This window comes from Actimicrobium antarcticum (assembly GCF_039536745.1).
In the GTDB taxonomy this organism is placed as follows: domain Bacteria; phylum Pseudomonadota; class Gammaproteobacteria; order Burkholderiales; family Burkholderiaceae_D; genus Actimicrobium; species Actimicrobium antarcticum.
Genome location: NZ_BAAAZE010000008.1, coordinates 547800 through 565917, shown reverse-complemented (window position 1 = coordinate 565917; position 18118 = coordinate 547800). Strand labels below are relative to the sequence as shown.

Genomic DNA, 18118 nt, shown 5'->3' with positions numbered 1-18118 from the left:
CGCATGCGGCTGATTGATTTTTTGCTCGATTTTACGTTTTACTATCCGCTGCTGATGTCGTTTGCATGGATGCTGGGCGGACTGGTGTTCTGGTGGCGATACGAACGCAACACCGTGTCGCAACGCGATCCGCTGTTGCTGCTGGAAGGGACGCCGCTGGTCTCGGTGCTGGTACCGTGCTTTAACGAACAGGACAATATTCACGAAGTCCTGCAATCGCTGTCGCGCCTGAACTATCCGAATTACGAAATCATTTGCATCAACGATGGTAGTACGGACCAGACCGGAGCCATCCTCAATCGACTGACCCGCCGTTATCCGAAGCTGCGTGTGATCCATCAGGCCAGCAACCAGGGTAAGGCGGTCGGATTGAATACCGCTGCATTACTCGCGAACAGCGAATACCTGCTGTGCATTGATGGCGATGCCATGCTCGACCGCAACGTCATCGGCTGGATGATGGTGCACTTCCAGCATGCCGCTCGGCTTGGCGCCGTTACCGGCAATCCCCGTATTCGTACACGCTCGACCCTGCTGGGCCGGCTGCAGGTTGGTGAATTCTCATCGATCATCGGACTGATCAAACGGACGCAGCGGGTGTATGGCCGGCTTTTTACGGTGTCTGGCGTGGTCACGATGTTTCGACGGCGCGCCTTGCTGGAAGTCGGATTCTGGAGTCCCGACATGCTGACCGAAGATATCGACATCAGCTGGAAGCTGCAAAATGCGCAGTGGAGCATCCGCTTCGAGCCGCGCGCCTTGTGCTGGATTCTGATGCCGGAAACCATCACCGGGCTCTGGAAGCAGCGCTTGCGCTGGGCCATGGGCGGACTGCAGACGGTCATCAAATACCGCTTCATTTTTCGCTCATGGAAATTGCGCAGGATGTGGCCGATCTATCTGGAATACGTCACCTCGGTCGCGTGGGCCTGCGTGATGGGCGCGGTATCGGTGCTCTGGATGGCGAGTCTGCTGCTGCCGCCGTCCTGGCAAGTCGTGCAAGTCCGGCACAACGGAAACTGGCATGCCCTGCTCATGGCGCTGACCTGCCTGCTGCAGATCATGGTCGCCATGCTGCTGGACCGACGCTATGACCAGCAATTGTTTCGCCATTTTTTCTGGATGGTCTGGTACCCGCTGGCGTACTGGATGCTGAACATGGCGACGACATTGTGGGCGGTACCGCATGTTCTCCTGCGTCCGCGTGGCAAGCGCGCTGTCTGGGTCAGTCCGGATCGCGGCCTGCAGGCATCCGGCCGCCAGCTGCCGCCTACCGACCACCCATCCGAACTCACCTCGGAACTTACGTCGAATCTCACCTCGAATCTCACCTCGAATCTCACTTCATCAGGACCACCACCATGACCCAGTTTGCGCCCATCATCAATCACCCCATGGCGCTGGCGCTACCGGCACGCATCGGCTGGGGCATCGTTGCCGCGCTGCTCTGGAGTCTGTGGCTGGGTTGCTGGAGTCCGTTGGCGACAGTAGCGATCTGGCAACTCGGATTCGTGGTAATGCGGGACACGGTACGCGCCACCGACAGCTGGTCCAGCCTGGTACAACTGGTTGCACCGTGCCTGATCGCCGTTGCTGCGCAAAGCGTCGTCCTGGTGGGCTGGGCTGGCCGGGAATATGTGCTGTTTCACGGAAGACAGCGACGCCAGCAAAGCGGCTCTGTGGAACTCTCGGAGCTGGCACAGTACCGAAAAATCAGTCCTGCCAGGCTGGCAGCCTGGCAGGGTGCACGCTGCCTGGTGGCCATCCATGACGTCGACGGTACCTTCCGGCATGCCATCAAGACATTCATCATCCCGGGCGCCCTGCCCGGTGGCGTGATCGCCAAATCCGACTACCTCCCGACACGCTTGCCAACTTCCCGCATCGCGATCAACGTATCGGCTTAGGCTCAGCGACCGGCGGCACTGGCGCAATAGCGCCCCAGCACTGTTTCGATGCCTGACTCCAGGCACTCGACGATCAATGCGTGACCAATCGATACCTCAAGGATGCCCGGAATTGTCAAAAAATCGGGCAAGTTGTCCAGATTCAGATCGTGACCGGCATTGACACCAAGTCCGGCTGCGTTGGCACGCAAGGCCGCCTCGTGAAACTGATCCAGCACGTTCTTCAGCCCGGGCGTGCCGAACGCCTGCGCATACGGTTCGGTGTAAAGCTCGATACGATCAGCGCCGAGCTGTTTTGCCAGCGCCAGCTGCTGGTTGCCCACATCAACGAACAGGCTGACCCGAACGCCATTGTCTTTCAATGCGGCAATCACCGGGCGCAGCAGGTCCGCATCGCGGATCAGATCCCAGCCGTGGTCGGAGGTGAGCTGATCCGGGCTGTCCGGCACCAGTGTGCACTGGGCCGGGCGTACTCGCTGGACCACCTCCATGAAGTCGCTGGTCGGGAATCCCTCGACATTGAGTTCCCGCCCAAAGGCTGCCGTCACGGCATGCAATGCGACGACATCGTCATAGCGTGCATGGCGCTGATCCGGACGCGGATGCAGCGTGATGCCGTCGGCGCCGAGGGACAGGCAGCGCTCGGCAAAGGCGCTGACATCCGGATAATTGCGACCGCGCGAATTGCGCAGCAAGGCGATCTTGTTGATGTTTACAGATAGCTTGGTCATGCAGAAACTCACTCCTCGTCGAACATGATTAAACAGCGTCAGGCCGATAGCGTAACAGCCTCGCTCAAGGCGGGTTGGCCTGCATCACGCAATTGCGTCCTGCGTGCTTGGCCTGGTAGAGCGCGGCATCGGCACTGCGCAACAACGACTCCGCATCGGCGTGCCCGTGTGCCTCGGCAACGCCGGCAGAAAAAGTGGCATGAAATACCACGCCGTCCGCATTCTGCTTGACCTGCGCAAAAGCGGCGCCGATATTGGCCAGCACCGTTGCGGCCGCAGCCAGCGTGGTGCCGGGCATGACCACCACAAACTCTTCGCCGCCGTAGCGTCCGATGATGTCGCCGCGCCGCAACTGCTGCTGCAACAACCGCGCCAGCGAGCGTATCACCTGATCGCCGACGGGATGGCCCCAGGTGTCGTTGACCTTCTTGAAAAAATCCAGATCGAGCATCGCCATGGAAAGCGGCGCCGCACTGCGTTCGACCAGCGACATTTCACGTGCAAGCGTATCTTTGATCGCGCCGTGGTTATACAAACCGGTCAGACTGTCGCGCGTGATGAGCCCGCGTAGAGACCGGTAGCGCTCCGCTCGCCCCGCGACCGCAGCGCGCAAATGGGCGGCACCAAGCGAGCCGGCCAGATAGTCGTCCGCGCCTGCCGTCAGCGCCTGCAGATGGTAGGCATCGTCCGGCACCTGTGCCCCCATGCACACGACAGGAATATCGAGATACAGCACATTCTGCCGGATTAACCTGATCAGATCGATGCCGCTGCAATCGGCGAGGAGCACATCCACCAGTATCAGTTCGGGTTTGTATTCCCCTAGCCGGTTGAACAGCTCTGCCGGCTTGACCAGCAGGTCGACTTCCATTCCTGCGCCGCGCAGCACATCAGCACTGCGCGCATCGTTACAAACAAGCATGACCCGGTAGGGGCGGCGTTCACGATTCCGGATCAACGCGTCGAGTTTTTCAATCAACGCCACCAGATCGATCGGCCGGTTGAAATAGGCATCCGCACCGGCGTGTATGGCATTCAGGCGGGATTCAAAGTTACCGCGTGAGGACAGGAACACCAGCACAAAATCAGCACTCTGCCGCAGCATCGTCAGTTCCAGCATCATGCTCGCCGAGGCCATGGATTTGCCGAGGTCGACCACCACGGCAACTGGCGCACGCCGGTCGATCACGTCAGCCAGCGCCGCCAGGCCGGCGAGCACTTCTACCGGGCATCCCAGTTGACCAAGTTGCAGCGCAGTGTCCTTGGCAAGCAGCGCATTCGGATGGACCAGATAGATCAGTGATTCGGATGAGCCAGGGTGATGCATGCGAGGTTCCCTTTCCAGTACGCCAGATAAATATCGACATGTCTGGAACCGCCAGACGTTTCGAGGTACTCACCAAGTATCCCCTCGGCTGCATCACTGCAGCAGCACGATTCAGATTTCTTCTGAGCAGTGTTCCCTATCCGCACAAATTTCAACAATTTCTACAAAGCATCAAACAAACGTTTTGTAATTCAGAACACCAAGCATAAACTAAAAGTAGTGATGTACAGAAACCTATAGTCGAACGATTGGTCGTTCGCTTAACAAGTCAGTTTGCACATGTCTCCAACCCGGCGTGCGGCAACTGTGTTTCAGGAACTCCTTATGCTTTGTCGACTCCGCTATCGTGCTGCGCCTCCGCTGTTTGCCTTGCTCCTGGCAGGAACCTGTCTCGGTGTGGGCGACGTTGCCACCGCTGCGACTGTCGCTGCAACTGCTGCGGCAACTCCGGCAACGACCGAAACCAGCTGGCGCAAAGAGCGCTTCCATTACCGCGCAAAGGGACACAGCCTGAAGCACGTTCTCAGGCAATTTGCGCAGGCACAACATCTGCAGATCAGCATCGACGACAGCATCGACGGTCAGTTCACGGAGAACCTCGATCTGCCGGCACAGCAGGTGCTCACCACGCTGGCGGAGCAATACCACTTTGCCTGGCGCCTGAATGGCAAGCGCCTGCGCATCGAAAAACTGCCGGCCAGGGCGGACGGTGGGCTGGCGCTGCGCAGTACCGATACCCAGCAGTTCATGAATGTTGACGGCATGCCGACACCGGTGTCAGCAACTGAGTCGGCAACAGCGCCAGCACCACCCGAGCCGCCCTTGCTGCTCTGGAGCACCACACCCGCCGATCGCACCTTGCAAAACGCGCTGGCACGCTGGTCGCTGACGGCGGGATGGCAACTGGTCTGGGAACTGCCACAAGATTTTTCGATCGAGGCGGCCGCCAGCATCAAAGGCTCGTTCGAAGATGCCGTCGCAGCAGTGACGGGCAGCCTGCAATTTGGCGATGCACCGGTTACGGCCATCTTTTACGAAGGCAACCGGGTACTGCGTATCGTGGCCAAAGGAGCGCAATAATGAAACCAGCACCAGTGACACGAGTGACGCTGATGGCGCTCGCCGTCAGCCTGCTACCGGCTTGCAACAGCATGAACGAAGGCATCATCGGACGCGTCAAAGAAAGCGAGGCACGCGCATCGCAACTGGCACGTGACGTCGGCAAAGTCGATGGCGCCGCCAGCAAGGTGCTCCCTGCCGTACAACACGATCCGGGTATCTGGCTCGGCCGCAGCCTGCCGCGCGTGAGTCAGACGCCGCTTCCGCCGGTCTTCAACCAGCCCGCAACGTTCGAGCGATCCATTAACTCGCTGGCTGAATTTGCTGAACGCATCACCTTGCGCTCGGGAATTCCGACCAAGGTCGCCAGTGATGCGGCGCAAGCCGGACAACCTGCGGCCATGTCAGGACAAAAATCGGCGCAACCAGCGATGCCTGGCGGATTCGGTGCCACCGGCCAGAATCAGGCCCAAGCTCCGACTCCGATCCGGATCGACTTTTCGGGTGGCAGCCTGAAGGGCTTGCTCGATACCGCCGCTGCCCGCTTCGGCGTGTCCTGGAAATACGCCAATGGCACAATTCAGTTTTTTCATACCGATACCCGCACCTTCCAGATCGCTGCCGTGCCGGGCGATTCGGCGCTCAGCGCCACGGTCTCCAGCGGCGCCAGTTCGGGTGGCGACAGTGGTGGTGGCGGCGGCAATGCGATCAACGCCACCAACACCCAGAACACCGCCGTCAAATCGACCCTCTCGGTGTATTCGAGTATCGAAAAAGCCGTCGGCATCATGTTGTCGTCACAGGGCAAGGTAGTGTCGTCCCCGGCGACCGGCTCCATCACGGTCTCCGACACGCCCGACAACCTCGAACGCATTGCCCTGTTCATCGACAAGGAAAACCGCGCGCTGTCGCGCCAGGTCATGGTCAATGTCACGGTACTGGCGGTGACGCTCACGCGCGGCGACAACTATGGCATCAAATGGGACAGCGTCTACCAGACACTCTCGCGCAAATACGGCTTGACGAATTCATTGGCCAGCGTTGCCAACAGCAGCGCGTTTTCGGCAGCGATCCTCGATACCGCCACCAGCAGGCTGGCCGGCAGTTCGATGCTCATCGAGGCACTGTCCGAGCAGGGTCAGGTGCGACGTGAAACCTCGGCCTCCGTGGTCACGCTGAACAACCAGCCGGTCCCGGTGCAGGTCGCCAAACAGACCAGTTACCTGAAATCGTCCCAAACCACGCTCACTGCCAACGTCGGCAGCAGCACCACGCTGACACCAGGCACCATCACCACCGGGTTCAACATGACCATCTTGCCGAACGTGCTCAACAATGGCGCGGTCATGCTGCAATTCTCGACCGATATCTCGACGCTGCGCTCGCTGCGTACCGTCTCCAGCAGCACCGCCACGATCGAAACGCCGGAAATCGAAACCCGTAATTTCCTGCAGCGCGTCGCCATGAAATCGAATGAAACCCTGGTCATCAGCGGCTTCGAGCAAACCGATGACAACCTGAACCAGCAGGGTGTCGGCACGCCGGCCAATCTGCTGCTGGGCGGCAGTCTCAAGGCCTCCGGCAACAAGGAGGTCATCGTGATCCTGATCACCCCGATCGCCATGCGCGCCTCCTGACCGACGAGCCCGGACCATGGCAACCCACATCTTTCAGATTGGCAAATCCCGCTTTATTTGCGGCCTGTTCTGGCAGTCGCTGTCGCGTCCGCGTGACTTCTGGAAAGAGGCGGCGCGGCTGTCATTCAAGATCGATGCCGACATGATGGTCTTGCGCAAGGACCACGCGATGGCCCAGGCCGGCTATGGCAATACCCGCGATGGCGCGCGGCGCGGACAGCATTCGCTGGCGGCCGTCATCTCCAAGACCCTCGCCATTGAAGGTGCACATTACGATGGTCACCAGCAGCCAGTGCATAACTGGCTGTGCGCGTTCAAGCTGCCTGACGACACGTGGGCGTACTGCGCGGTGCGGGATGCCAACTTTTTACCGAATGGTGATTTCGCCGGAACCCGCGACGAAGTGCTGGAGCGGCTGCAGGGCGACTACGCGCTGGGTGGCTGGAATGTGGTCATCGGCGAACCCGAGCTGGAGCAGTTCGGCTTCCACAACTTTAGCGGCAAGACGCTCGACGCGTTACTTCCCAAGAAAAAAAACGGCCAGCTGCATCTGCGCAAATGGTCGGCGCTAAGCCCGGTCCAGAGCCGACTGTCGACCAGGCAACTTGCCGCATTGGGCGGCGGCGCCGTGCTGGTGGCGTGCGCCGGTGCCGGTTATCTGTATCAGCAACACCAGAAAAAAGAACAGGAACGCGAGCAGGCGATGGTCGCCGCCCGCGCCAGGCTCATGGCAGACAGCGCGCGCCAGTCGCCGCAACGTCCGTGGCTGAGCAAGCCCACGCCGCTGGTCTTTGCGCGCGCCTGCGAAGCACTGCTGCAGCCAGTCACGCCCGGCGGCTGGCAGCTCGACCAGTACGTCTGTGACCTTAACCGTGTCACCTACACCTGGTCGGGCAATGGCTCCAATGTGCGCTACCTGCATGAAAAGATCCCGACTGCCGTCATCGCCATCAGCGGCAATCAAGCCAGCGACACAGCGCCGTTGATCCTGAAAGCCGATGGCAAGGACGTCCTGTTGCCTGCCAGCGTGGTACTGCGGCAATTGCAGGAGCGCAGTCAGTCGCTGGGCGTCGCGCTGCGGCTGACTGCGGCGCCCAAGCCTGCCGCGCCGGTCAAGGCACCCGGGCCCGCAGCGCCCGCGCCGCCGGAGCCCGAATCAACCATCTATACGCTCACCGCAGACCTGGGTGTGCTCACGCCGATGATGCTGGCCGACCTGATCAGCCAGCCGGGTGTGCGGCTCGACCGGATCACCTGGCGTGCCGGCAACTGGTCAATTGAAGGAGTGGTGTATGCGAAATAATCGACGAAATCATCTGACCCCGACACTCTCACTGCCTCTGTGCATGATGCTGTGCCTGATGCCACGCCCCTCCGGCGCAGCGGAAACCACGGCCGAATCATTGACCCGGATCGAGGCCGAAACCCTGGTGCTCAAGGCGCAGGAACGGCAACTCGCCGTCAAGACCAAAATCCTGCAGCTGCAAGCCGACATCACGGCACGCCAGAACAATGCCGATCAGAGCGCGCGTCCGGGTGCGCCTGGCGACCCGACCGTGCAATCCATCGAGGGCGTGGGGAACGTCGTACACGCGACCCTGCAGTTCGAAAACGGCAGCAGTATCGATGTCAAGGTGGGCGATACCCTGCCCAACGGCATGCGGGTCCTGTCGGTCAATACCAACGAAGTCATCGTTTCGGCCGACAAGCGCAATAGCGTGCGGCTGTTGCCCGGCACGGCCGCGGTCGTCGCCGCCGCATCGGGCGGCGTGCCAACCAACATGGCTCTGCCGGCGATGGGCCCGGCCAGTTATCCGGGTGTACCGCGTTTGCCCATCAAAGGGGCGATCAAATGAACTCGCGCTACCGGCCTACCGACGACAAACTACTGGCGCCTTCGAGCGCAGCGGTGCTGGAATCGGTCGACCTGATGGCGGCCACGCTGCTCAGCAACCAGGGTGCGTTTGAAGCCAGCGAAGAAGAGCACAAGCTGCTATGCCTGCTCTCGGACGGACGCCTGCTGATCGCCAGTGGCCAGCTGCTCAATCCCCACGTGCAATCCTATCGGGCACGGCTGGAACGCATGAAGCAGCCGTTTTCGATTGTCTTTTGCACCATCGAAGCGATCAGCCGCCTGTATCAGGGTGACAAGAAAGGCGGAATTGGCGGTGGCAACAGTGGCAACGACATCCATTCCCGGCACCAGGAACACACGGTGATGCAGGTCACCGCCAAGGATTTGCTGGCGCGCGGTTGCCGCGAACGCGCCTCGGATATCCACATTCGTGTCAACAAGCTCAGTACCGAATTCTATTTCCGTATCCATAACGATCTGGTCAAGGTTGGCGGCCAGACCCGCGCCTACGGCGAGCGCCTGCTGGCCACCATTTACGGCGCCATGACAGCGGTCTCCGACAATTCGTACAAGCCCACCGAACGGCAGGATGCCAGCATCGGCGACCGCGACAAGCTGCCCGACATGCTGTACGGCGTACGCATCGCCACCGCGCCCACCAGCGAAGGCAGCCTGATGGTATTGCGCCTGCTGTACAACGACGCCGGCGACCATATCGACCTGCGTCCGCTCGGCTTCACGCAAGAACACGCCAACCTGATTCAGATCCTGAAAGAGCATCCGATCGGCATGAACATCATCAGCGGCCCGACCGGCTCCGGCAAATCGACCACCTTGCAACGCGTGCTCAGCGGAGAGCTGCTTGAGTCGCAAGGCAAGATCCACGTGCTGACCGTCGAAGACCCGGTCGAGTACCCGATCCCCGGTGCAGTCCAGACTGCCGTCACCAACGCCACCAGCGAAATCGAACGCTCGCGGCTGTTTTCGGCGGCGATTTCGAATGCGATGCGGCTAGACCCCGACACCATCATGATCGGCGAAGTGCGCGATGCCGCCTCGGCCCAGAGTGCGCTGCGCGCTTCCATGACCGGCCACCAGGTCTGGACCACCGTGCATGCCAACAGCGCCATTGCCATCATCGACCGGCTGGTCGATCTCGGCTTGCCGCTGGCAATGACGGCCGACCATACCGTGATCACGGGACTGATCAGCCAGCGTCTGGTCAAGCTGCTTTGCCCGCAGTGCAAAGTCCGCTTGTCCGAGCAAGAGAGCGACATTCCGGCCCGACAGATGGCCCGCATCCGCGCCGCCGTCGGTAGCCAGTTGCCGCAAGTCTGCATGACCGGGCCGGGCTGCAAGGCCTGTGGCGGACAGGGCACCATCGGACGCACGGTAGTGGCCGAAGTGATCCTGCCGGACGCCCAGTTCTGCAACTATCTGCGCGCTGCCGACAAGATCGGTGCACTGGCTTACTGGCGTCAGGAACTGGGTGGCAAAACCATCGTCGAGCACGCGATTGCCAAAGTCATCCAGGGCATCATCGATCCGCGCATGGCTGAAAAAACTGTCGGCCAGCTGATCGCTGGCGATGACCTGCAACGTCACCGTGCCGGTTCGGCGAGCGAGACCTGAGATGCAGATCAACCTGAACCGGTGGTGGGCGGGCTTCCAGTTTTCGGAAGGGGCACGACTGCGCCTGTATCGTAAGATTTCGAAGATGCTGGCCAATGGCTTGCCCTTGCTGAAAATTCTCGAAGAGCTGCGCGAGCGCGCCTCCAACAATGGCGAAAAACCGCAGGAGGCGATGGCCATCGTGCTCGATGATTGCCGCCGCCTGATCCAGAACGGCAGCAGTTTTGGCGAAGCCCTGAAAAACTGGGCGCCCGATACCGAATGCATGATCATCAGTGCGGGCGAACAATCCGGCCAGCTCGAACGCACGCTGCTGAGCGTCATCGAAGTCGTCCAGGCCGGCAAAAAAATCAAGAGCGTGATCATCGCCGGACTGACCTACCCGATTGCGATTCTGGTGCTGATTCTCTGCTACCTGTACGTGTTCGGCACGCGCGTCATTCCGGAATTCGCCAAGGTAGTCGACCCGACGCTCTGGCGCGGTTCGGCCAAGTCGCTGTACGTGATGTCGCGATGGGTTCAGCACGGCATGCTGCCCCTGGTGGTCGCACTGATCCTGGTGTTCGGGCTGGTGATCTGGTCGATGCCGCGCTGGCGCGGCAACCTGCGCGTGCTGATCGACCATGTCGCGCCGTATTCGATCTACCGGCTGGTGGTGGGCAGCGGCTTTCTGATGGCATTCGCAGCGCTGCAGCATGCCGGCATCACCGTCGAAAAATCCTTGATCCGTCTGAGCGACATGGCCGAGCCGTGGCTGCGCGAACGCCTCGACGGTGCCCTGCTGGGGGTCAAGTCCGGCATGAATTGCGGCGAGGCGTTGCGCGGTTCCGGTTATGGCTTTCCCTCCGACGAAGTCATCGACGACCTGTGCGTCTACGCCGAGTACAAGGGCTTTTCGCAAGCGCTGCAAACCCTGGCCGACGAGTGGATGGACGAAGGTGTCGAGACGGTGTCGCTGCAAATGAAAGTGTTGAACGGGGTGGCCATCGTGTTGCTGGCGGTGGTCATCAGTTGGCTGGTTACCGGGTTTTTCGGGATACAGCAGGAAATTGCCAACATGACGCGCGCGGGGCGCTGAGGCTGGTGATCAATTATTGGAGATGATCATGAGACATACGAAACTGCATCAACGAATCAGTGTTACCCGTTTGCCGCAACAGCGCGGTGCGTCATTGCTGGAGGGGATTGCCTATCTGGGGATCGCCGCGATTGTCGTGCTGGGCGCGGTGTCGCTGTTGACGGGGGCGTTTAGCAGTGCGCAGTCGAACCGGGTGGTGGAAGAAGTCATTTCGATTCGCACCGGGGTCAAGAAGCTCTACATGGGTCAAGCCAGTAGCTATGGTGCGGTAAGTTTGAATGCCAACCTAATTAGCGCAAACGTCTTTCCTGCGACACTGGCCGTTGGTGCGGGAGCAGCTGTTACCAATACCTGGGGCGGCACCGTGACCGTCACCGGTGCCGGCAGCGCATTCACTATCGCATACACACTAGTACCAACAGATGCATGCATCAATATTATTAGTGGTGCTTCTGGCTGGACTTCGATCGCAAGCGGTGGTGCCGGGATTACCGTTTTTCCGGCGACGCCTGCGGCGGCCGCACTCGAATGCACTGGTGCTGCCGCCAATACCATTACCTGGACCTCACCCTGACATGATAGCCATGCGTGCCAGTCACAACCCAACCGAAGGGAGCCCCCCATGTGGATAGCCGTCATCATCGCTATGATTGGTTCCCTCATCGGTTTTGCCGCCATGTCGTCACAGGTGGAACTGGCACGCGCCGGCGATAAGTCGCAGGTCACCGCGCTGTCCGAGAACATGACCAGCTACCGCGCTGGCGTGATCAACTTTGCCAACGCCAATCCGGGCGCGGCGTGCCCGGCTGCGGTCCCCGCCGCAGACTTCCCGACCGGCTATGTGGCACTCAATCCGCCGCTCTGGAGCAACTGCATCTGGGCCGACGGCACCATCGTGGTCTATGCCACCCGCATGCCCGAGGCCGATATCATTGACGCCATCAGCCAGATGGCAAGTCGCTCCGTGACGGCTGGCCGCATCAATACGAATACGATACCGTCGCAGATCGAGACGTCCTTCCACGGCACCGACGCACCCGCCGCCTTGCCGGCACTGCCAGCGTCGATCACGCCCTACCAGAATGGCCGGCCAGTCTGGCTGGCCCACCGGGATTGAATCCATCATGAACCATCACGCCCAACGCGGTTTTACGCTGCTCGAACTGATGGCGGCACTGGCTATCGGCATGCTGATGCTGCTGGGCCTGACCAGCATGCTGGACATGTCATTGCAGGACGTGAAGGGGCAATCGGCCGGGCAGTACCAGGCGCAATTTGTGGCGGCGGCGACGCGCTATCTCGCCGATCAGTACACAACGCTGCTGCCTGTCCCCGCGGGTCCCCTGACCCAGACCACCGTCACGCTGGGGCAATTGCGGGGAGCCGGTCTGCTATCTGCCAATTTTCCCGCCACCAATGTCTACGGACAGACTCCCTGCATGTTGTTGAACAAACCGGGAGCCGGTCAGATTGATGCATTGATCGTGACCGAAGGCGGCACCCTCATCCCTGAAGCAGATATCAGCTACCTGGCCGCCAATGCCGGCGCAGGCGGTGGCGCGATCACTTATGCCGTACCCGGCGACAATACCTCTGGCACGGTCGCCCGCGGTGTCTATGGCGGCTGGGTGCTGACTAACGCGCAACTGGGCCTGTTTACTGCAAATAATTGTTCCGGTGCGGCAGCCGACCTGGGGCACCTGGCGAATGCCTTGTTCTTTGGTGGCGGGGGGCAGGTACAAAATGACTTTCTTTATCGTACGCCGGTGGGGGGGAATACCCAGTTCAACCGGATGGATACCCCCATCGGCATGGGCGGCGCTGCCATCAACCGGGTCGCAGGCACTGCTTGCGGAACAGCCCCTGCGATTGCCATGAACGCCAGCGGACAACTGCTGACCTGCGATGTCCCAAATAATAAATGGGCCAATCCTGTGGATACCTACTGGAAAGAACCGGTCGCGAACTATGCCGCACTGGCAACCGTCGCGGGTCCGCGTCAGGGCGACGTCTACATGACTACCGACCTCGGGCGCGCGTACATGAGAGATGGTGTCGGTGGGTGGCAGCCGCTCGCTCTTGATCAGAATGGCCATCTGACCATGGAAGGCGACCTGACGGCGAACGGACCAACCTCCTCCATCTTTGCCACGACAAACATCAACGCCGGACAAGATTTGAACGCTGTGCGGGATATCATTGCCGCCCGCAACCTGGTGGCCAATCAGGATGTCTTGGCCACACGTGACGTCCTGGCCAGCCGGGATATCCACGCTGACAGCGGCAGAGTCTCGGCGCAAAAAGTCGAGGCATCTGTGTCGATGATGTCACGCTTCTATTCCATCAGCAGCGTGCATCTGGCAGGTGACCCCTGCAACTATTACAGCGGTCCGGATTATATTAGCCCGTGGGGCAGCGTGACGATGGACCCGAACGGCATCACGATGTTTTGCAAATCCTCCATTCCGAATCCGCCACCCAGTCCAACGCCAGCTGACAATCCAAGTGGCATGTACGTCTATCAAAACAATACGACGACGCCGCCATGATCAACACGCCTACACCCCTTAGCGGCGTGCACGGCCGCAACGCAATGGCGCTGTTGTGCCTGATGACGACCCTGCCAGCGCACGCCTGCTGGCACGAAGCTGCCCAGCGCTACAACGTCAATCCCGCCATGCTGGTGGCGATCGCCCGCACCGAATCAAGCCTGAATCCGAACGCGATCAATCGCAACCGCAACGGTAGCTACGACCTCGGCCTGATGCAGATCAACAGCCGCTGGTTTCCGCTGCTGCGCCAGTACGGTATCGGCGAACAGCAACTGCGCGACCCCTGCACCAGCATCCATGTCGGGGCGTGGATTCTGTCGCAGAACATGCAGCGCCTCGGCAATTCATGGGAAGCCGTGGGTGCCTACAACTCAAGCCAGCCTATGCAACGGGCGCTGTATGCCCAGCGCGTCTATCGCAATTTGCCACGCTGACGATTCAGCAAGGAGAACCATCATGAATGCGCCGACCGTCATGTTTCGCGACCTGCTGCAGGAAATCATCGAGCTCGTCAGCCTGGGCAAAGTCTTTACCGATATCCACATCGAACAGGACATGCCGATGATGGTGAAGACGCCGCGCAAGTGGCAAGCCATGAGCGCCGAACCAGTGCAGCGCGAAGAAATGATTCCGCTGCTGTCGTCGATCGACCTGGAGTGGGAAGAAAAAATTCACGACGGCGCCATCGACCGCTCGTTCCTGCTGACCCATTGCCGATTGCGCTGCAATGTCTACCACTGCGGCTCGCGTGAAAAAATCGCGATCGCGATTCGCCGCCTGCCGCTGTATCCGATCTCGATGGAAAAAACCGGCTTGCCGCTGTACGTGCGCAGCATGCTCGAAGCAACCCGCGGCATCATCCTGGTCACCGGCCCGACCGGCTCCGGCAAGACCACCACGATTGCGGCGATGCTGGATTATTTCAACAGCACGCGCAGCAGCCACATCATCACCATCGAGGAGCCGATCGAGTATCTGCTGGAACGCAAGCAGTCGATCATTTCGCACAAGGAAGTGCCGACCGATACGGTCAGTTTTTCATCCGGGCTGCGCGAGGCGATGCGGCAGAATCCAGACATCCTGATGGTCGGCGAGATCCGTGATTTCGATACCGCCGACACGCTGCTGCATGCCGGCGAATCCGGCCATCTGGTACTCGCCACGATGCACACCAACAGCGCGGTCAGTGCGCTGTCAAAACTGCTTAGTTTCTTTGGCCCGGAACAGCGCAACCAGCGTGCCAGCGCATTGGCAAGTTCGCTGATCGGCGTGATCAGCCAGAGCCTGGTGCCGACCGACAATGGCGATGCGCTGGCGCTCGCCAGCGAGATGATCTTCAACAACAACCAGCAGGTGGCTGGATTGATTGCCGACCAGGCGAAATTTCATATGCTGTCGGACTTCATGCGGCGCAAGGAAGACAACATGTCGCGCAGCCTGAACGACGCGCTGGCCCAGCTGGTGGCAAAAAAAATCATCAATGCGAAAGATGCGATGCGGGCCGCGTACAACCGTGCCGAACTGCACGAGATGCTCAGTTCGATACGAGTGGCGCCTGCCGGGACGTGAACGACAGACGCGGCTGGGTGGCGCAATCGGCCGTGCGTGACGATGGCGCGCATCGGCCCCTGCAATCGCCACATTCGCCACGCTCGACATCACCAGACTAAGCGCGCGCAACCTCCGCCATCTCCGCCGCCAGCGTGCGCACCAGATCAGCCGCGGCCATCGTGCGCGACATCGACACACCCTGCCCGGCCCACAGCGCGATCATATCGGCGCGTCCGAGTTTGCCGGCGGCTTGCCGGAGTGGCCCGGTCAGGGCGTTCTGGATCGGATACGACGGCACGTCGTTTTCGTAGGGCCGCATCTGTTCCATGAAGTCATTGACGATACCGCGCGCATAGCGCCCCGAGAAAGTTCGGGTCAGTCGCGTGCTGTCATCCCTGGCCGTCAACAGCGCCGCTTTCCATGCCTGCGGTATCGGACATTCCGGACAGGACAGGAAGGCAGTCCCGAGCTGCGCGGCCTGCGCCCCGAGCGTCAGCGCAGCGACGATCCCGCGCCCGTTCATGATGCCGCCGGCCGCAATCACCGGTATCGCTACGGCGGCTGCGACTTGCGGAATCAGCGCCATCAGCCCGATGCAGGATTGCTCGACATCGCCCATGAAGGTGCCGCGATGCCCGCCCGCTTCGGCACCCTGCGCGCAAATGAAATCGGCACCTGCCTGTTCCCACGCTAATGCTTCCGACACCGTCGTGGCCGTGCCGATGACCTGGCATCCGGCACGCTTGAATTGCGCCACCTGGCTGGCATCGAGGATGCCGAAGGTAAAGCTGACGACCGGCGGTGCAGCCTCCAGCAACGCGGCCAGTTGCGGTGCCAAGACTTCGGAGAACCGGGTTGGGGTCGGCGCCACTGGCAGGCCCAGCGATTCCCGGAACGGTGCCAGCCGTTGCTCGGACTGCGTGATCGCCACCGGATCGATCACCGGTGTATCGAGGACGAACAGGTTGACGTTGAACGGCTTGCTGGTGAGCGCGCGCACCTTCCGTATACCGTCAATGATCGCCTCTGGCGACAGCAGCGCTGCGGCAAACGAGCCCAGTCCACCTGCGTTGCTGACCGCCGCCGCCAGTTCGGGCGAGGAAGCGCCATTCATCGGGCCTTGCACAATCGGATAGTCGATGCCGAGGCGGGTGCTGAATGTCGTGGTGTGGATGGTCATGGTTGCTTGCCAGTCAAGGAAAATGTCAACAGCGAGGTCAACAAAGATGCAGCGGGAAGGATGAACTCACTCATCGCCAGAAGGCAGCCGTATCGTGTACTGCGAGTTTTTTTCATCACGCACGATCGACAGAAATTTATGCCGCTGCGCATCCTCGACCAGCTCCTTGAACGAGCGATAGCCGTAGGTCGATTCATTGAAGCCCGGCCGGCGTCGCTGCATGGTCGACTTCACCATCGATGCCCAGATTTTTTCGTCCGATCCGCGCTCGGCGATCAGTGCCTCGACCGTCCCGGCCAGGAAGTCGAATACTTCGGACCGCAAATCGGCACGCTTGTCTTCTTCAGATCTGACTTCGGCCGGTTTGGCATCTTTGCCTTCGCGCACAGTGGCGCCATTCGCGGCGGGAGTTTTGGCAGCCGGTTTTCTGGCCACAGGCTTCTTGCGGGCTTCCTGGACCCGTACCAGGTCATCGTAAAAAATGAATTCGTCGCAATTGGCACTCAGCAGATCCGAGGTCGAATCCTTGACGCCAACGCCAATGACGCGCTTGTTGTTTTCGCGCAGTTTCGAGACCAGCGGCGAAAAATCCGAGTCGCCACTGATGATGACAAAGGTATCGACGTGCGCCTTGGTGTAGCAGAGGTCGAGGGCATCGACGACCATGCGGATATCTGCGGAATTTTTACCGGACTGGCGCACGTGCGGAATTTCGATCAACTCGAAGGCAGCTTCATGCATCGGTGCCTTGAAGTCCTTGTAGCGATCCCAGTCGCAATAGGCTTTCTTGACGACGATGCTGCCCTTGAGCAGCAATCGTTCCAGCACCTTGCGGATATCGAATTGAGCGAATTTGGCATCACGCACACCGAGCGCGACGTTTTCAAAATCGCAAAAAAGCGCCATGTTGGTAATTTCAGGTTGTCCGGCCATCAGTCAACGTCCTTGTAGGGAGAATGAAGCAGCCATTGTAAGCGCGGGTACGACAGACGCGACACCCTCTGCGCAACAAGCCCAGGAACCAGCCGCCCAAAAAAACGTCTGCCAGGCGTGGAACCTCATGGTTGCCGAGGGCACTCATTAACAAGGCTGCAGACTACCGTTCGCACGGCGGCTCGATCATCCCTTTCTCAATTCCGGCACCGCCACTCCCGCAACTCCCGCAACTCCACCATTTACTTCTGTGAGGCCAGCATGGCACATGACGACAACGAAAGTCTTGAAGAAATAGTTGACCAATACATTGCCGAAAACAACAAGTTGATCGCCGATGCCATCAGTCCGCTACGCGAATGGATGAAAACGCAGAGTGCGGCAGACCGGGTCGACATGACGCTGTCGGCAGTGCAGCGCGACATGGCGGCCCGTGTTTTCAAGCGCTGCACGCATACCGGAAAGCCGGTCGAAGAGGCGTCGGACACGGAGCTCGAATCCTTTTATCGCGATGCGCTGTTGCTGCGCGACCTGGTACCGCCGGAACTGGCAAGCTTGCAGCGGAACATCCAGAATGCGGGCATCAACATTGAAATCCTCCACACCTTCCGAAAAATGACCTTGACCGAACTGGTGCGCAGCTTGCCGAGGTAGCTTCGTGTACGGTGGCCGACCG

18 protein-coding genes are annotated in these 18118 nt (G+C 60.3%); 14 read left to right on the top strand and 4 right to left on the bottom strand.

Going from position 1 to position 18118, the window contains the following annotated elements; translation table 11 throughout:
* The first annotated feature begins 3 nt into the window (after positions 1-3).
* Positions 4-1365: a poly-beta-1,6-N-acetyl-D-glucosamine synthase gene (gene pgaC, locus ABD720_RS10510; RefSeq protein WP_344763235.1), complete on the top strand. Its 1362-nt coding sequence runs from the start codon at positions 4-6 to the stop codon at positions 1363-1365.
* The gene (gene pgaD, locus ABD720_RS10505) at positions 1362-1907 is read left to right on the top strand and encodes a poly-beta-1,6-N-acetyl-D-glucosamine biosynthesis protein PgaD (RefSeq protein ID WP_344763234.1); all 546 of its coding nucleotides are present in this window, start codon (positions 1362-1364) and stop codon (positions 1905-1907) included. The genes pgaC and pgaD overlap by 4 nt, the downstream gene beginning before the upstream one ends.
* Positions 1908-1909: 2 nt before the next feature.
* Here pgaD and ABD720_RS10500 read toward each other — a convergent pair whose 3' ends face one another.
* Positions 1910-2638 carry a pyridoxine 5'-phosphate synthase gene (locus tag ABD720_RS10500; RefSeq protein WP_344763233.1) on the bottom strand — a complete coding sequence of 243 codons (729 nt, stop codon included), beginning with the start codon at positions 2636-2638 and terminating at the stop codon, positions 1910-1912.
* Positions 2639-2702: 64 nt separating this feature from the next.
* Complete coding sequence (locus ABD720_RS10495) at positions 2703-3965, bottom strand: diguanylate cyclase (RefSeq protein ID WP_344763232.1); 1263 nt, start codon at positions 3963-3965, stop codon at positions 2703-2705.
* 324 nt (positions 3966-4289) lie between these two features.
* Here ABD720_RS10495 and ABD720_RS10490 point away from each other — a divergent pair, with 324 nt between their 5' ends.
* Genes ABD720_RS10490 through ABD720_RS10440 form a run of 11 tightly spaced genes read left to right on the top strand, consistent with a single transcriptional unit; the run spans position 4290 to position 15347 of the window.
* Positions 4290-5045, top strand: coding sequence for a toxin co-regulated pilus biosynthesis Q family protein (locus ABD720_RS10490; protein WP_344763230.1), 756 nt, complete (start codon positions 4290-4292; stop codon positions 5043-5045).
* Positions 5045-6661 (top strand): PilN family type IVB pilus formation outer membrane protein, encoded by a 1617-nt coding sequence (gene pilN / locus ABD720_RS10485; RefSeq protein ID WP_344763229.1) that lies wholly within the window; start codon positions 5045-5047, stop codon positions 6659-6661. The genes ABD720_RS10490 and pilN overlap by 1 nt, the downstream gene beginning before the upstream one ends.
* Positions 6662-6677: 16 nt before the next feature.
* Positions 6678-7964, top strand: coding sequence for a type 4b pilus protein PilO2 (gene pilO2 / locus ABD720_RS10480; RefSeq protein WP_344763228.1), 1287 nt, complete (start codon positions 6678-6680; stop codon positions 7962-7964).
* Positions 7965-8022: 58 nt separating this feature from the next.
* Positions 8023-8517 (top strand): type IV pilus biogenesis protein PilP, encoded by a 495-nt coding sequence (gene pilP / locus ABD720_RS10475; RefSeq protein WP_344763227.1) that lies wholly within the window; start codon positions 8023-8025, stop codon positions 8515-8517.
* Positions 8514-10148 (top strand): GspE/PulE family protein, encoded by a 1635-nt coding sequence (locus tag ABD720_RS10470; RefSeq protein ID WP_344763225.1) that lies wholly within the window; start codon positions 8514-8516, stop codon positions 10146-10148. The genes pilP and ABD720_RS10470 overlap by 4 nt, the downstream gene beginning before the upstream one ends.
* A gap of 1 nt (position 10149) precedes the next feature.
* Complete coding sequence (locus ABD720_RS10465; RefSeq protein WP_344763224.1) at positions 10150-11226, top strand: type II secretion system F family protein; 1077 nt, start codon at positions 10150-10152, stop codon at positions 11224-11226.
* A 28-nt stretch (positions 11227-11254) separates the two neighbouring features.
* Positions 11255-11800 (top strand): type 4 pilus major pilin, encoded by a 546-nt coding sequence (locus ABD720_RS10460; protein WP_344763223.1) that lies wholly within the window; start codon positions 11255-11257, stop codon positions 11798-11800.
* A gap of 48 nt (positions 11801-11848) precedes the next feature.
* Complete coding sequence (gene pilM, locus ABD720_RS10455; protein WP_344763222.1) at positions 11849-12343, top strand: type IV pilus biogenesis protein PilM; 495 nt, start codon at positions 11849-11851, stop codon at positions 12341-12343.
* Positions 12344-12350: 7 nt separating this feature from the next.
* Positions 12351-13775: a shufflon system plasmid conjugative transfer pilus tip adhesin PilV gene (gene pilV, locus ABD720_RS10450; protein WP_344763221.1), complete on the top strand. Its 1425-nt coding sequence runs from the start codon at positions 12351-12353 to the stop codon at positions 13773-13775.
* Positions 13772-14212, top strand: a complete 441-nt coding sequence (locus ABD720_RS10445; RefSeq protein WP_344763220.1) for a lytic transglycosylase domain-containing protein — start codon at positions 13772-13774, stop codon at positions 14210-14212. Before pilV ends, ABD720_RS10445 begins: the two co-directional genes overlap by 4 nt.
* 22 nt (positions 14213-14234) lie before the next feature.
* Positions 14235-15347, top strand: coding sequence for a type IV pilus twitching motility protein PilT (locus ABD720_RS10440; protein ID WP_344763219.1), 1113 nt, complete (start codon positions 14235-14237; stop codon positions 15345-15347).
* 97 nt (positions 15348-15444) lie between these two features.
* Here ABD720_RS10440 and ABD720_RS10435 read toward each other — a convergent pair whose 3' ends face one another.
* The gene (locus ABD720_RS10435) at positions 15445-16509 is read right to left on the bottom strand and encodes an NAD(P)H-dependent flavin oxidoreductase (RefSeq protein ID WP_344763218.1); all 1065 of its coding nucleotides are present in this window, start codon (positions 16507-16509) and stop codon (positions 15445-15447) included.
* Between the two features lie 66 nt (positions 16510-16575).
* Positions 16576-17442 carry an NYN domain-containing protein gene (locus ABD720_RS10430; RefSeq protein ID WP_344763217.1) on the bottom strand — a complete coding sequence of 289 codons (867 nt, stop codon included), beginning with the start codon at positions 17440-17442 and terminating at the stop codon, positions 16576-16578.
* A gap of 261 nt (positions 17443-17703) precedes the next feature.
* Here ABD720_RS10430 and ABD720_RS10425 point away from each other — a divergent pair, with 261 nt between their 5' ends.
* Positions 17704-18096 (top strand): hypothetical protein, encoded by a 393-nt coding sequence (locus ABD720_RS10425; protein WP_344763216.1) that lies wholly within the window; start codon positions 17704-17706, stop codon positions 18094-18096.
* Positions 18097-18118: the final 22 nt, after the last annotated feature.

What these genes read in the sequence shown, in the direction of transcription:
- pgaC (WP_344763235.1), top strand. Translation starts at nt 4, where the DNA reads ATGCGGCTGATTGATTTTTTGCTCGATTTTACGTTTTACTATCCGCTG.
- pgaD (WP_344763234.1), top strand. Translation starts at nt 1,362, where the DNA reads ATGACCCAGTTTGCGCCCATCATCAATCACCCCATGGCGCTGGCGCTA.
- ABD720_RS10500 (WP_344763233.1), bottom strand. Translation starts at nt 2,638, where the DNA reads ATGACCAAGCTATCTGTAAACATCAACAAGATCGCCTTGCTGCGCAAT.
- ABD720_RS10495 (WP_344763232.1), bottom strand. Translation starts at nt 3,965, where the DNA reads ATGCATCACCCTGGCTCATCCGAATCACTGATCTATCTGGTCCATCCG.
- ABD720_RS10490 (WP_344763230.1), top strand. Translation starts at nt 4,290, where the DNA reads ATGCTTTGTCGACTCCGCTATCGTGCTGCGCCTCCGCTGTTTGCCTTG.
- pilN (WP_344763229.1), top strand. Translation starts at nt 5,045, where the DNA reads ATGAAACCAGCACCAGTGACACGAGTGACGCTGATGGCGCTCGCCGTC.
- pilO2 (WP_344763228.1), top strand. Translation starts at nt 6,678, where the DNA reads ATGGCAACCCACATCTTTCAGATTGGCAAATCCCGCTTTATTTGCGGC.
- pilP (WP_344763227.1), top strand. Translation starts at nt 8,023, where the DNA reads ATGCCACGCCCCTCCGGCGCAGCGGAAACCACGGCCGAATCATTGACC.
- ABD720_RS10470 (WP_344763225.1), top strand. Translation starts at nt 8,514, where the DNA reads ATGAACTCGCGCTACCGGCCTACCGACGACAAACTACTGGCGCCTTCG.
- ABD720_RS10465 (WP_344763224.1), top strand. Translation starts at nt 10,150, where the DNA reads ATGCAGATCAACCTGAACCGGTGGTGGGCGGGCTTCCAGTTTTCGGAA.
- ABD720_RS10460 (WP_344763223.1), top strand. Translation starts at nt 11,255, where the DNA reads ATGAGACATACGAAACTGCATCAACGAATCAGTGTTACCCGTTTGCCG.
- pilM (WP_344763222.1), top strand. Translation starts at nt 11,849, where the DNA reads ATGTGGATAGCCGTCATCATCGCTATGATTGGTTCCCTCATCGGTTTT.
- pilV (WP_344763221.1), top strand. Translation starts at nt 12,351, where the DNA reads ATGAACCATCACGCCCAACGCGGTTTTACGCTGCTCGAACTGATGGCG.
- ABD720_RS10445 (WP_344763220.1), top strand. Translation starts at nt 13,772, where the DNA reads ATGATCAACACGCCTACACCCCTTAGCGGCGTGCACGGCCGCAACGCA.
- ABD720_RS10440 (WP_344763219.1), top strand. Translation starts at nt 14,235, where the DNA reads ATGAATGCGCCGACCGTCATGTTTCGCGACCTGCTGCAGGAAATCATC.
- ABD720_RS10435 (WP_344763218.1), bottom strand. Translation starts at nt 16,509, where the DNA reads ATGACCATCCACACCACGACATTCAGCACCCGCCTCGGCATCGACTAT.
- ABD720_RS10430 (WP_344763217.1), bottom strand. Translation starts at nt 17,442, where the DNA reads ATGGCCGGACAACCTGAAATTACCAACATGGCGCTTTTTTGCGATTTT.
- ABD720_RS10425 (WP_344763216.1), top strand. Translation starts at nt 17,704, where the DNA reads ATGGCACATGACGACAACGAAAGTCTTGAAGAAATAGTTGACCAATAC.